Source organism: Negativicoccus succinicivorans, from assembly GCF_014207605.1.
In the GTDB taxonomy this organism is placed as follows: domain Bacteria; phylum Bacillota; class Negativicutes; order Veillonellales; family Negativicoccaceae; genus Negativicoccus; species Negativicoccus succinicivorans.
The window spans coordinates 182,450-195,802 of record NZ_JACHHI010000002.1; the positions used below are offsets into that span (position 1 = coordinate 182,450).

The 13,353-nt window shown below is 48.1% G+C and carries 15 protein-coding genes; 12 read left to right on the forward strand and 3 right to left on the reverse strand.

Going from position 1 to position 13,353, the window contains the following annotated elements:
- The first annotated feature begins 22 nt into the window (after nucleotides 1-22).
- From arsB to HNR45_RS02630, 3 genes are read left to right on the forward strand one after another with little or no spacing between them, the layout of a single operon-like run.
- Entirely contained in the window at nucleotides 23-1,105 is a 1,083-nt protein-coding gene (arsB, locus tag HNR45_RS02620) for an ACR3 family arsenite efflux transporter (RefSeq protein WP_184327523.1), read from the forward strand.
- Nucleotides 1,057-1,272 (forward strand): thioredoxin family protein, encoded by a 216-nt coding sequence (locus tag HNR45_RS02625; RefSeq protein ID WP_159823195.1) that lies wholly within the window; start codon nucleotides 1,057-1,059, stop codon nucleotides 1,270-1,272. Before arsB ends, HNR45_RS02625 begins: the two co-directional genes overlap by 49 nt.
- Nucleotides 1,265-1,681, forward strand: a complete 417-nt coding sequence (locus tag HNR45_RS02630) for an arsenate reductase/protein-tyrosine-phosphatase family protein (protein ID WP_159823084.1) — start codon at nucleotides 1,265-1,267, stop codon at nucleotides 1,679-1,681. The genes HNR45_RS02625 and HNR45_RS02630 overlap by 8 nt, the downstream gene beginning before the upstream one ends.
- A gap of 1,196 nt (nucleotides 1,682-2,877) precedes the next feature.
- Here HNR45_RS02630 and HNR45_RS02635 read toward each other — a convergent pair.
- Complete coding sequence (locus HNR45_RS02635) at nucleotides 2,878-4,497, reverse strand: YadA C-terminal domain-containing protein (RefSeq protein WP_159823083.1); 1,620 nt, start codon at nucleotides 4,495-4,497, stop codon at nucleotides 2,878-2,880.
- A 697-nt stretch (nucleotides 4,498-5,194) separates the two neighbouring features.
- Between HNR45_RS02635 and HNR45_RS02640 the strand changes: the two genes are divergently transcribed.
- The 9 genes from HNR45_RS02640 to HNR45_RS02675 all read left to right on the forward strand — a co-directional run bounded on the left by HNR45_RS02640 (nucleotide 5,195) and on the right by HNR45_RS02675 (nucleotide 11,634).
- Nucleotides 5,195-7,594: an AAA family ATPase gene (locus HNR45_RS02640; protein ID WP_159823082.1), complete on the forward strand. Its 2,400-nt coding sequence runs from the start codon at nucleotides 5,195-5,197 to the stop codon at nucleotides 7,592-7,594.
- Entirely contained in the window at nucleotides 7,591-8,667 is a 1,077-nt protein-coding gene (mcrC, locus tag HNR45_RS02645) for a 5-methylcytosine-specific restriction endonuclease system specificity protein McrC (protein ID WP_159823081.1), read from the forward strand. The genes HNR45_RS02640 and mcrC overlap by 4 nt, the downstream gene beginning before the upstream one ends.
- An 88-nt stretch (nucleotides 8,668-8,755) precedes the next feature.
- The gene (locus HNR45_RS02650; RefSeq protein WP_184327525.1) at nucleotides 8,756-8,917 is read left to right on the forward strand and encodes a glycine zipper domain-containing protein; all 162 of its coding nucleotides are present in this window, start codon (nucleotides 8,756-8,758) and stop codon (nucleotides 8,915-8,917) included.
- 3 nt (nucleotides 8,918-8,920) lie between these two features.
- Nucleotides 8,921-9,103: a hypothetical protein gene (locus tag HNR45_RS02655; protein WP_159823080.1), complete on the forward strand. Its 183-nt coding sequence runs from the start codon at nucleotides 8,921-8,923 to the stop codon at nucleotides 9,101-9,103.
- Nucleotides 9,104-9,111: 8 nt separating this feature from the next.
- The gene (locus tag HNR45_RS02660) at nucleotides 9,112-9,315 is read left to right on the forward strand and encodes a hypothetical protein (protein WP_159823079.1); all 204 of its coding nucleotides are present in this window, start codon (nucleotides 9,112-9,114) and stop codon (nucleotides 9,313-9,315) included.
- 301 nt (nucleotides 9,316-9,616) lie between these two features.
- Nucleotides 9,617-9,838: a glycine zipper domain-containing protein gene (locus HNR45_RS02665; RefSeq protein ID WP_075939490.1), complete on the forward strand. Its 222-nt coding sequence runs from the start codon at nucleotides 9,617-9,619 to the stop codon at nucleotides 9,836-9,838.
- A 96-nt stretch (nucleotides 9,839-9,934) separates the two neighbouring features.
- Nucleotides 9,935-11,017, forward strand: coding sequence for an MFS transporter (locus HNR45_RS02670; RefSeq protein ID WP_159823078.1), 1,083 nt, complete (start codon nucleotides 9,935-9,937; stop codon nucleotides 11,015-11,017).
- Nucleotides 11,008-11,130 (forward strand): hypothetical protein, encoded by a 123-nt coding sequence (locus HNR45_RS07295; protein ID WP_260399113.1) that lies wholly within the window; start codon nucleotides 11,008-11,010, stop codon nucleotides 11,128-11,130. Before HNR45_RS02670 ends, HNR45_RS07295 begins: the two co-directional genes overlap by 10 nt.
- 48 nt (nucleotides 11,131-11,178) lie before the next feature.
- Nucleotides 11,179-11,634 (forward strand): DIP1984 family protein, encoded by a 456-nt coding sequence (locus HNR45_RS02675; protein ID WP_159823077.1) that lies wholly within the window; start codon nucleotides 11,179-11,181, stop codon nucleotides 11,632-11,634.
- A gap of 294 nt (nucleotides 11,635-11,928) precedes the next feature.
- Here the strand turns inward: HNR45_RS02675 and HNR45_RS02680 are convergent, their stop codons facing one another.
- Nucleotides 11,929-12,264, reverse strand: coding sequence for a hypothetical protein (locus HNR45_RS02680; protein ID WP_159823076.1), 336 nt, complete (start codon nucleotides 12,262-12,264; stop codon nucleotides 11,929-11,931).
- A gap of 1 nt (nucleotide 12,265) precedes the next feature.
- Entirely contained in the window at nucleotides 12,266-13,168 is a 903-nt protein-coding gene (locus tag HNR45_RS02685; protein WP_159823075.1) for a LysR family transcriptional regulator, read from the reverse strand.
- Nucleotides 13,169-13,353 lie beyond the last annotated feature (185 nt).

The window sequence follows — 13,353 nt, forward strand, 5'->3', positions numbered from 1 at the left end:
ATCAAACTAACGAAGGTGAATTATGGAAAAACAGGAAAAAGGAATCAACACATTTCAGAGATACCTGTCTGTATGGGTGCTTCTTTGCATGTTCATAGGTGTTTTGATCGGACACTTTTTGCCGATGATACCAAACGCATTGGATCAATGGCAGGTAGACGGCATTTCTATCCCCATCGCCATCCTCATTTGGGTGATGATCTATCCCATGATGATGAAAGTGGACTTCCGGAGTGTAAAACAGGTAGGAAAGAATCCGAAAGGTTTATTCGTTACGTGGATCACAAACTGGCTGATTAAACCGTTTACCATGTATGGGATCGCGTATCTGTTTTTGTTTATTATATTCAAGGCCTTGATCCCCCCTGAACTGGCAACGCAATACCTCGCGGGGGCCGTTCTTCTCGGTGCTGCGCCATGCACCGCGATGGTTTTTGTTTGGAGCACGCTGACAAAGGGTAATCCGGCATATACCGTGGTACAGGTAGCAACCAACGATCTTATCATCCTGGTGGCCTTTGTTCCGATCGTAAAATTTCTTTTAGGCGTTTCCGAAGTAGAAGTTCCCTACAGCACGCTTTTCGTAAGTGTTTTTCTATTTGTGGTCATTCCGCTTTTAGGGGGGATCGCGACAAGACTGGCAGTTATCAGAAACAAAGGGAAAGAATATTTTGAAAAAACCTTTATCCATAAGTTTGACAACGCCACTACAGCGGGCCTGCTGCTCACACTGGTGATTATTTTCAGCTCACAGGCGGAGGTAATCCTCGCAAACCCGATTCATATCGCATTGATTTCGGTACCGCTGATCTTGCAGACTTTCTTGATCTTTTTCATTGCATATGGAGCGAGCAAGCTGTTAAAAATACCGCATGACATTGCGGCGCCGGCAGGGATGATCGGCGCGTCGAATTTCTTTGAATTGGCGGTGGCGGTGGCGATTGCACTGTTTGGAACAACATCGCCGGCGGCGCTTGCGACAACGGTGGGAGTATTGACGGAGGTTCCGGTGATGTTGATGCTTGTTCGCATAGCAAATAAGACGAAGTCAAGGTTCTGGGCTCCGGTGGCAAGTCCTGCCGCGGACAATACGAGAATGCGGTAAACGCGGTCAAAAGTATTGGCTCGGATCTGGAAGTGGAGTATATTACCGATCCGGAGAAGATCATGAGCTGCCATGTCATGAGTATGTCCGCACTCGTGGTCAATGATAAGGTAGTATCGATGGGGAAAGTATTGAAAGCGGAGGAAGTGAAGAAGCTCCTTGTCTAAAAAGAAAATCGCATTTATCTGCGTCCATAACTCTTGCCGCAGCCAGATCGCGGAGGCACTGGGCAAGCATTTCGCAGCCGATGTGTTTGAGAGTTACTCCGCCGGAACGGAAACAAAATCGCAGATCAATCCGGATGCGGTACGGATTATGAAAAATCTGTATGGCATTGATATGGAAAAAACACAGCATGTAAAACGGATCAAAGACATTCCGAATCCGGATGTGGTCATCTCCATGGGATGCGTTGAGGGGTGTCCGTATTTGGGCAGAGCATTTGATGATAATTGGGAGCTTTTGGATCCTACCGACCAACCGGACGAGGTCTTTGAAACGGTCATTAAGAAAATCGAGACAAACATCATGCGCTTAAAAGAACAATTCGCGCAAAGAACGACTTCTCAAGACTGACAAGCACGTTCACGGAGAAGCCTTGCTTACGTTTCCATCACGGCTCGCAAAGTCGGTCCGCGCCGCAAGCACTCTCCCGTCGAACGAGTCGTGAAGCCGCCGGAAATAGGGATTGTACAATAAGCAGGAGCTGAATTTTAACTTGCTTTCGTGAACTCGTAAAGAAAAACGGTAGTTTTCAGGTCCCATACGCTTGGTTAAAAATTCGCAAATGATCGCAACATTCGACACGGATAAGGAGCCGTAGCGTCATATCGAAACGGCGGCTTTACTGTCCAAGCGTGTTGAAGAAGATCATGCCGATGCATAAATAAAAAGACCTTAGATTGATTTCTAAGGTCTTTTTTTGCGCGCGCAAACTCTGCAGAAAACAAAATCAACATGAGCGTATTTTTTTGTTCGAAAAATTCGCCACATTGTATGGTGGATAAACAGAGCCACCAAATAAGGATGTCATCGGCGGCAAAAATATTACGGCTTTTGCGCATGGCGATTTCTTCTTACGAAGCGAATTATATTCTGAAAGAAGATTATCGAAAATATCACGGAACCGGCTTAGTTTCAAGGCTAGGAGAGTAAGCAATGCAAAGACATATTCGCGGCATATTGGCGGTAGTAGTAGCTTGTATTGCGTTTTTTGGAGTAGTTATGGGGATTTGAAAGTATATACATCAGTAGCGGGTAGAGGAATATGAATATTGTAGAAGGATATTATCGGAAATATCACGGAACCGGCTTGGTTTTAAGGATGGGAGAGTGATCGGTATGAGATTACTTACTCGCAGTGCAATTAAGCGGGTATATTTAGGTCTTATTGTTATACTAGTGAGATAAGGATGAGGATTTTTAGTTATAAAAAATTGTTCAAAACTCATTGCTTTAGATATGATAAATAACGAATTAATGGAAAAGCAAAAGTAAATAAAGCACATTATATGTGCAACATATTGGAGAAGGATCTTGTATATATGTTTGTCTCAATACTTATCTAGTTAAACGGATTTGCGAAGAAGCGGAGAAATTTGGGATACCATTTTGTGTTATCTATAGACATAAGTAAGCATGGTGGTAATACTATTATACTGTCTGTAAATTTACTAATTAGTGTTGTGGCAGATCAATGAAAAAAGGTTCTACAATGATTATTCAATCATTGTAGAACCTTTTTTGAATGTGTAGTAGAGAAAAATCTTTATTTACTGTTTAGTAGCAAGCTTTTCTAATAATACGTTAACCTTGGCTTCTAATTCAGCATTACGAGCTTTTAATTCTGTGATTTCGTCTTGCATAACATAGATGGAGCTCATAGGACCATCTTTATAACGATCCGGAATATTCTCCTTAGTATTGGAAGTACCAAATTTTTTAGTAAATCCTACGTTGTACATAGTATCACCAGTACCGATAGAGAAGCCTGCGTGAAGTAATATATCTTCTTTTAAGTAGTGGGACAGGCCTAAAGCAACAGCGTGTTCGCCATGATAACCACCGACTGCCGCCATGAATTGAGTTGGTTCAGCAGGGTCGTATTGAATGGTATGTAATCCGGCAAGGGCGGCAGCATTGGCGCCAGATTTATTGGTACGTTCATCAACTCGGTTGTCAATACCATCGATTCGGTTGTCAATACCATCGATTCGGTTTTCTAATCGATTAACTGCACCGGAAACACCCTTTAATTGAGCTACATTGACAGCATCATTATCATTGGAGCCAGCGGCCATATTTGTGATTTGACGAGTGCTATCTGCAGTACCAACGGATACGGCACCATAGGAACCTTTTACAGTGTTCGCAATAGCGTTCTTTTCACTTTCGTTGGCACCTTGGATACTATACACTGTATTAGTATCAGCACTACTATTGCTGATAACGGAAGAGGATGTAATGGAGGATAAGGCTGTACGATTTGCTACGGAGTTAGAACCTAAAGCAACACCATAATCTGCTGTAACAGAGCTTTTACCGCCAAGAGCAGTACCATAATCAGCGGTCACAGTGCTTTTGCCACCTAAAGAAGTACTATAGTTACCAGTTACCTTCGTATTGCCACCCAATCCAACAACGTGATCGAAAGAGCCATTTAAACTGTGGTTAGCAGCGTTACCAATAAGGATACTGCTGTTATAATTAGCTTCTTTTGCACCTAGTGCAACTTGATTACCAATAAATACACTGACATTAGCAGTGCCTGCATAAGAACCGGCTAATAATCCGCCATAAAAGTTACCATCACCAGTTGTGAATCGACCGGCGTTAGATCCGATAGCTGTATTAGCTCCACCGGTTACATTGCTTAAAGCACCGGTGCCAATTGCTGTGCTGCGACCGGTTCCCCAGAATCCCAACGAAGAATTCGTGCTATTTTTATTGTCTTTTAGAGCGTACATACCAATGGCGATATTTTCGTTGGATTCAATATTTTGTCCTGATCGGAAACCCATAGCTATATTTTCACCACCGGTCATGTTTTGACCAGCCGCACCACCGATGGCAATATTGCGAATCCCGGTTGAATTACTGCCAGCAGTGGTACCAATTGAAATTGCGTCTACATCACTAGCGTCAGATTGTGAACCAATAGCAATAGCGCCACCTATTTTATTATCAGTGGTCGCATCTGCTTTCTGCCCAATAGCGATGTTGCCTTGCCCAGAATTAACAGTAGCATTTCCGCTGTTGGTGGTATGTGCATCGCTAATAACAATTAGTCCATTAGCTGCAGTACCTGCAGTAGCATACGTATTACCACATAGCCCTAAAAGACTTCCTGTAATGATTCCACACATAAGTAATCGTAAATTCTCTTTTTTCATAGTAAGCCTTCTTTCTTCATAATTAAAATGGACTTAGCTTTCCCTGGAATAATTATAACATATATTACATAGGGCGGTGTAAAAATTGAAAATAAATTTAATAGTATTGTAGAAATGAGAAATCAAATAATCTATGGTTTTAGAATACATCTTTTGATAATGAATAGGTTACGGCAACTAAGGTAAAAGAAACAGGCGACCAATTTGTAATTACCGAAGAATATTTGATTAAACTCATTATTAATAATGAATTATCAAGCATGCTATATGAATGTCGTGGATATAAAGGGGGACAACCTGTCTGAGAAAAGCCAAAATCGAGTTGGAGTTATTTTCGGAGAAAGAGCTTTTTCGGTTATTGGCAACAGTAAAAAAGTGAAGCCGTAACGCTCTGCTTTTGGTCTTACGGCTTTTTTGAAAAATAGATAGGGCTTTTACTCACGGAGAAAAAAGAGAATTTGTCATTGCGGCATAATTTCTTGTTATTCGTCGAATTTTCATTCTTTCGACGAATACATTGTTTGCGCGTATAATGAAATAAGGTCATGGGAGAGGCGCTATGATTTTAACGCGTGACGTAAGCGGGCGAAGGATTTTCCGTATTTTTCGACAAGGGAGACCGGCGCGAGCTGCGTACCGGTAGGAGTAAGAACGATAGCAAGCTTTCTATATACGAAAGGTCATAGGAGGAACGATTATGTTGGCCGCTGCAAAGCTGCAAGAGGTACTGGGAAAGTATACGCAGGATTTTATCCCGCAGATGTGGGCGAATGAAAAATATAAGTGGGAAGCGATCCAAACGTTTCAAACGCATTGGGATGTCAATGTCGAAGATTTCGCGGAAATGCTGCATCGTTCCTTGGATACGACGTCGGATTTGCTTTCGTCGCGAAATTTTTACCCGCGCCGGACGATAGAAGATCTTGCCAAGGCCGCTCCGGAAGAAGTACGCGCCATGTTCATCGCGCTCTATGATGAGAGTAAAGATGTGTACGACCGGATCAAGACGTTTAAGGAGCAGGCCGCGATTTTGCTTACCAAGTATGGGAACGGCGCCGCGCAACATTACCAAAATGAAAGCGCGGTCAGTGTGTATTTGTGGCTTCGTTACCCGGATCGGTACTATATCTACCAATATGGTGAAGTGAAAGCCGCGGCGGAGGTGTTGGAGAGCAACTATTCCTTCAAGCTGCGGTCATACGCCTCCAATATTCGCAATGCGATCAAGTTTTATGATGAAATTTGCGACGCGTTGCAGCGTGATACAGAGCTTGTGAATTTGTTTCGCTCGCAGCTGACGGACACATGCTATCCCGATCCGAAGTTGAAGACGCTGACCGCGGATGTCGCTCGTTATATCCGTCGCAACTACGCGCCAATGGCCGGCGCAACACCGGTTTCGATGCGAGACTGGTACCCTACCGATTATGATCCCGGTTTGACGGTGGCAGACTGGGTCGCATTACTTAACGATAAGAAGGTATTTACCGAGAAAAGTCTTGCCGTTATGCGGCGGATAAAAGACTACGGCGGACAGGCGACTTGTAAGCAACTTTCCGTCAAGTACGGCGAAACGCCGTGGTTTTATAATGGCGTCTCGATAGGTCTGGCGAAAAGAGTTGCTAAGAAGACCGGCTGTCCGGTATCAAAGCGCGACACTGAACATTCCCGCTGGTGGACGCTGCTGTATATCGGCAAGCAAGGAGGCAAGGAAGCGGCCGGCAATTTTATATGGAAGTTTCGAGACGAGCTGGCACAAGCGCTGGATCAGGTCGACTTGTCGCGGGTGCCGCTGTATGCCGTCCCGCAAGAGGCGGAAGCGGAGCCTCGCTACTGGTGGCTCAATGCCAATCCGAAAATTTGGAGTTTTTCCGGGATTGCGGTGGGTGAAGCGCAGGCGTACACCCTCTATAACGAGAACGGAAACAAGCGCCGCGTGTTCCAAAATTTTTTGGATGCCAAGGCCGGTGACATGGTGATCGGCTATGAATCCAATCCGGTCAAGCAGGTCGTCGCGCTTGCGAAAATCAGCGCCGCGCAGGACGGCGAAAAACTGTATTTTGAAAAAACGGAAGATCTCGTCTCGCCCATTGATTACCGGACGCTGAAAGAGTGCCCCGAGCTGGCCAAAATGGAGTATTTTGTCAATCCGCAGGGGAGTCTTTTCCAACTGACGAAGGGCGAATTTGATTTCATTATGGATGTCATTCGTGATGAAAACCCACTGCCGTCGGTAACAGTAAAAGACACCTATACAAAGGACGATTTTCTGGCGGAAGTGTATCTGACGAAAGAGCGCTATGATCAGCTTGTAGCGGTTCTCCAAAACAAGAAAAATATCATTCTTCAGGGCGCGCCGGGGGTGGGCAAGACTTTTGCGGCGAAACGTCTGGCCTATTCGATGATGGGGGAAAAGGACGAAAGCCGCATAGAATTTGTTCAGTTCCATCAAAATTACTCGTATGAAGATTTTATGATGGGCTATAAGCCGGTGGAAAATGGTTTCGAGCTCCAGTACGGAATTTTTTATCGCTTTTGCCGACAGGCGGCCAATCAGCCGGACAAGGATTATTTCTTTATCATTGATGAGATCAACCGCGGCAACATGAGCAAAATATTCGGCGAGCTTTTGATGTTGATCGAAAAAGATTATCGCGGCTTCCAGACGACACTTGCCTATAACGGACTGCCGTTTGCGGTACCCAAGAACCTTTATATCATCGGCATGATGAACACGGCTGACCGCAGTCTGGCGATGATTGATTACGCGCTGCGGCGTCGCTTCAGCTTTTTGGAAATGGAACCGGCTTTTGATTCCGAGGGCTTCCTGCAGTATCAGAAACGTTTGAACAATGAGACTTTTAATGCGTTGGTGGAGAAGGTGCAAGAGCTGAACCGGAAGATCGCATCGGACGAGTCACTCGGCAAGGGCTTTTGCATTGGGCATAGTTATTTCTGTGGTCACGATACCTGCACGGAAGAATGGTTGCGTTGCATCGTGGACTTTGATATTTTGCCGATGCTTAGCGAGTACTGGTTTGATGATACCGCTGAGCTGCAACGCTGGGGAAATATCCTGCACGGAGTATTTCAATGAGTAAGGAGCAGAGCATATTCATCAAGAACATTTACTATATGCTCTCGTATGCTTTCACCACTTTGCGGCCGACGGATCATGATAAAATCGCGACAGAACCGTTTGACAATATCCATGATTTGTTCGCGGCGATCCTTGCCAAAGGGATCGGTCGGCAACTGAAGCAGGGACTTTATCGGGAATATATAAACCGCAAAGAAGACCTGCCTTATTTGCGCGGCAAAATTGATCTGCCGGGGACCATTCAAAATAAAATTAGCAGAAAGCAGAGACTGACATGTGAGTTTGACGAGCTCTCGGAAAACAATCTGCTGAACCAAGTACTGAAGACCACGGTGATGATCTTGCTGCGTCATGCCGAGGTAGCAGTGGAGTACAAAAACGACCTGAAAAAAGAGATGCTTTTCTTTTCCCGAGTGGATGAAATTGAGCCTTCGACGATTCCGTGGTCAGCCATTTATTTCCGGCGAAATAATCAAAGTTATCGGGTGCTTCTCAGTATTTGTCAGTTGGTGCTCGAGGGGCTGTTGCTGACCACCGATGATGGGGAATATAAGCTGGCTTCGTTTGTGGACGACCAACGTATGAGCCGGCTATATGAGAAATTTATACTTGCGTATTACACCCGGGAGCATCCGGAGCTCAAGGCGCGCGCGGCACAAATACCGTGGGCGCTGGATGACGGCGTGGGCACATTTTTGCCGGTGATGCAGAGTGATATCATGCTGGAAAGCATGTCGGGGGAAACGGTGCTCATCATTGATGCCAAGTATTACACACATACACTTGCAGCAGGACGCTTCGATACACGTACGCTGTATTCTCCTAACTTGTACCAGATATTTACCTATGTCAAGAATAAGGACAAGGCGATGGGCGAAGGAGCTCATTCCGTGTCGGGTATGCTTCTCTATGCGAAGACCGACGAGGAACTGCAGCCGGACAACAGCTACCTGATGAGCGGGAATAAAATCAGTGTGCGGACGCTGGATTTGAATCGGGAATTTTCCGAGATTGCAAAGCAACTTGACGATATAGCGGCGGAGCATTTTGGTAATGGCGCAGGAAGGTAATGCTACTATTTGGAGCAGGTTTGTCGCGGCGTGTCACGAAGCAAGCTTGCGCGTATAATGAAGGTATAAGGTCATGGGAGATGGCGCTATGACGCAACCTAAAAAATATTTACCGAATGGGATGGGGATCGCGCTCGGCATGGGGCTCGGGTTTATCTTGGGGTACGTACTCGATGAAGTCGTGTGGGGACTCGCGATCGGGATTTTTATCGGCACGTGGGTGGATTATTTCGCGCAGCGGAGGCGATGAGGTATGGCGCAACGCAAACGACCGCGCAGACTGTACCACAATTATCCGTTCGGCGTCGCGCTGGCGGCTTGCATTGGTGCGGGGCTTATTTTGGGCACCTTTTTTGACCAAATCAGCTGGGGCGCGTTCATCGGCGTGGTGATCGGTTCTTCGATCGAATTGTATCTGATGATGACGCGGGCGTAGGAGGTCCTATGAGCGAAGCTAAACAACCGCAGAACGAAACGCCAAATGAACCGCAAAATGAAAAGGGCGCGGGCGCGTATATTGGCACCGGCATGGTGTTCGGTCTGATCATCGGCGCGGGCATGGGCGATTTGTCGCAGGGCATGTTGATCGGTATGGCGCTGGGCGCGGCGGCCGCGTTTCAAGGTAAGTTCGGTAAGCGCATGAAATAAAAAAAACGCGAGAAGCGCGTTGCATTTTGCATGGGCGGTCCATACTACGGCAGGTTTTCGGTGTAGCGCGACAGACGGTCGACAGGCGACGCGAATTTTGCGGCGCGGCAGTATGGAGCTCGTATTTCATATCGGAAAAAAAGCGGCGTGGCCGCTTTTTTTGCGCGCGAAAACAGGTGAAAAGAATACGCGTTTCGTCAAGGGAATAAGAAAAAACTTGACGTTTGCGGCGATTTGTATTAGCATAGCGTCAACATATAAATTTTTTATATAAGTTAAATACATCCGAGGAGGTGGCAAGATGCAAGACAATCATCATGAACACGCGGAACCGATCGTTCATTACGGCTCCGGCTTAACCATGGGACTTTGCGTTGGCGCGGCGGTAGGTGCCGGCCTGAAAGACTTCGCCACCGGAATGGGTATCGGCTTGGCTTTGGGCGTCGTGATCGAAGGGTTCAATTTCATGGATGAACCGCAAGAGAAAACGGTCGATTCCGCGCCCGCGATGCTCCGCAAATAAAAAAGCCGTCGTCCGACGGTCTTTTTTTATGCGTGAAATGGCGCGCGAGCCATTCGCACGATAAATGTATAAAAAGTAAAACTGAAAGGTGAGAAGATGAAAGAGAGATATGTTTGGTTAATTTCCGCCGGCCACGCGTTTACGGATTTAAGTCAGGGGGCGCTGCCGGCGTTGTTGCCGTTTTTGATCGTCGCGCATGATTTGAGTTACGCGGCCGCGGCGGGATTGGTGTTCGCGGCGAATTTTTTGTCGTCGATTTTGCAGCCGCTGTTCGGTTGGATGTCGGACAAATATTCATGGCATTGGATGATGCCCGCGGGCGTGTTGCTTTCGGGCGGCGCGATGGCGCTGATCGGCGTGTTGGATTCGTATTGGTGGATCTTTTTCGCGGTGGCGTTGAGCGGCGTGGGGGTGTCGGCGTTTCACCCGGAGGCGGCGCGCTTGGCGAATTACGCGGCGGGAGAACGCAAGGGCCGCGGGATCGGTATTTTTTCGGTGGGCGGGAATGTCGGCTTCGCGCTCGGTCCGGTGATCGCGACGGCCTCGGTGTTGACCTTCGGTTTGCCGGGCACGTTGGTGATGGCGGTGTTGGGCGTTTTGATGGCGCTCGGCTTGTGGCGCGAGCAGGGGACGTTTCGCATGCTGGCGGCGTTGCCGGCGCATCATGGCGCGGCGCATGAGGAATGGCACGACGATTGGCCTTCCTTCGGTAAGTTGACGCTGGGCATTTTCGCGCGCGCCGTGATGTTTTTCGGTTTGAATACGTTTTTGCCGCTGTACTTTTTACATGTGTTAGGCGAATCGGAGGCGCTGAGCTCGGCGACGCTGACGATTTTCTTCACCGCGGGCGCGGTGGCGACATTGGTCGGCGGGCAAATGGGCGATCGCTACGGGCATTTGAAAATTATCCGCCGGGGATTTTTAGGATTTGTGCCGATTTTATTTATCTTTTTGCAAATGACTTCGACGCCGCTCGCGCTGGCGATGCTGGTGCCGGTCGGTCTGTTCCTGTTCGCGCCGTACAGTCTGATGGTGCTTTTGGGGCAGGAATATTTGCCGCGGCAGATCGGTTTCGCGGCGGGCGTGACGCTCGGTTTGGGTACGACGATCGGCGGTATTATCGTGCCGCTTTTGGGCATGTTGGCGGATCGTTACGGGATTATGCCGCGATGTACGTGATCGCGGCGGTCGGCGTCATGGCGGCGCTGGTCGTGCGTTGGTTGCCTGACCCCGCGGCGCGTCAGCAAGTCTTGCGCGCGCGCAAAAGTGAGACGGCAAGCGACGCGGCATAGCGGGGAATGGTATAATGAAGAAAAGACGTTACGAAGGAAGGAGCTATTATGAAACTTGCCGAAGCGCTGATTACGCGCAAGGAAATGTATCGCAAATTGAGTCAGCTCGCGGAGCGAATTCAAAAAAATATTATTGTTCAGGATGGTGACGAACCGGTCGAAGATCCGAATGCGCTGATGCCGGAGTTGGAGACGCTTTCCCAAGCGATTACCGAGCTGGTGCAGCGCATCAACGCGACCAACGCGTCGACGCGGTTAGAAAACGGCATGACGATCGCGCAGGCGTTGGCGAAACGCGATGAATTGATTCGCTTGGCGGGCTTTTTCCGCTCGTTCGCCGATATGGGCCGCGAAGGTCAGGTGGAACGCTACTCCAAATCGGAAATCAAACGGGTGTGCACGATTGATGTCGCCGCGACGGAACACAAGGCGGACGCGCTCGCGAAAGACGCCAGAGAGTTGGATATGGCGATCCAGGCGCTGAACTGGCAAGTCGAGTTATAATTTTTTCGGTAATTGTCGAAAGGCGAGTTCAACCACTTACATAGCAGACTGATCCCACTGTCATTTCAAAGTAACGGGATTTCATGATGCTGACATGAGTAAAGTGACAACTTACGTTGACTACCGACGAACTGATTTCGACAATGGGTGGGAACGGGGTGACCGCCGCGCGATGCGCGGCGGTCTTTTATTATGCGCGAAAAAAGCAACGCCCGCGGCTGTCATGCTTGCTGTCTGTTGTCCGCGCGGAAAATTCCCCCGTTTTGTCCAAGAAAAAAGCTCCCTTACGGGAGCTTATTTTACTTTCTCATCAATATCCCAACGGTTGGTCGTGGTCCGCCAGTCGAGATCCGCCTGATCGGCTTGCAACTGATACACTTTGACATCCAGCGTGCGCAAGTGTGCGGTGTGATCATTGACGATGAATTCCAAATTGGTAAGGCGCGCGGGCCCTGTTTGCGACAGTTCATTGACGCGCGCGGTGAGCACTTCGATGCGTTCGTTTTGGATGCTCACGATGTAGCCGAGCGCGAGCGCCAACAGCACCAGCCAAGTGACGGGGCGGCGCAACCACGGGCTTGCCTTGTGTCGCCAATCTTGCAGGCGACGGCGTAATGAGTAGGTAGTCATTTTATTTAAGGGACGATTTAACGGTGACCTTTTGAATGTGATCCTGCGCGAAGTCGAGCCACAATTTCGCGGCGTGCGAGAGGTAGTGGCCTTTGCGCCAGATGACGTAAAGACGATGAATGATCGGTCGTCCCGCGAGCACGTGTACGGAAACATTGGGGTTATTATACGGGCAGAGACGTTTCGGCAAAAGCGCGATGCCCAAGCCGGCGCTGACGGTTTGAATCATGAGTTCGCGCTGACTGGTTTCAAAGACGATTTTCGGCGTAAAGTCCGCGGCTTTGCACTTCGCGATGATTTCATCATGCAAGTTGAAGTCATCGCGATAAAGAACGAAACCGTCGCTGGAGAGATCGGCGAGCGGAATATCGCCAGCGTCCGCGAGCGGGTGATCCTTCGGCAACAGCACGCACACCGGATCTTCCAAAAGGAAGAAGGACTCGTAATCTTTTTTCGGTTCGGTGCAGATAATGCCGAGATCGGTCAAGCCTTCCTGCACGGCGATTTCCACTTTTTTGGAGCCGTATTCGTAGAGCTCGATGTCGATTTGCGGGTACATGCGTTTGAACGCGCCCAAAAGATGCGCGAATACCTGCGCATCGGTAATCGGCGGCAAGCCGATATGAATGGAGCCCTGCTCGAGCTTGAATTCGTTTTCAAAGTCGTTTTTCAAATGTTCGAAAATAAAGACGCTGCGTTTGGCATGGTTCAAAAAAATCGCTCCGGCGTCCGTCAACTCGACCGCTTTGGCGTTGCGCAAAAAGAGCACGACGCCGAGCTCTTCTTCCAGCGCTTTGATGGTGCGGCTGATGGCCGATTGCGAAATATGCAGATGCCGCGCGGCCTTGCTGAAGCTTTTCTGATGCGCGACTTCCGTGAAATATTTTAAATGATGAAAATCCATGCTTGCCTCCTGCGGTTGTTGGTTTGAGTAGAATCGTCTATAATTTCAGTAAACAATGGAAATGAAGCGGAAAGCGACATGTTCCAAAGCGCAAAATCAATTATATGTATGCGTTTTACTCATATCGTGACTTAATCTTACACTGTTTCGTCCCGATTGGCAAGATGAGTGGAGAACAGAAGGGT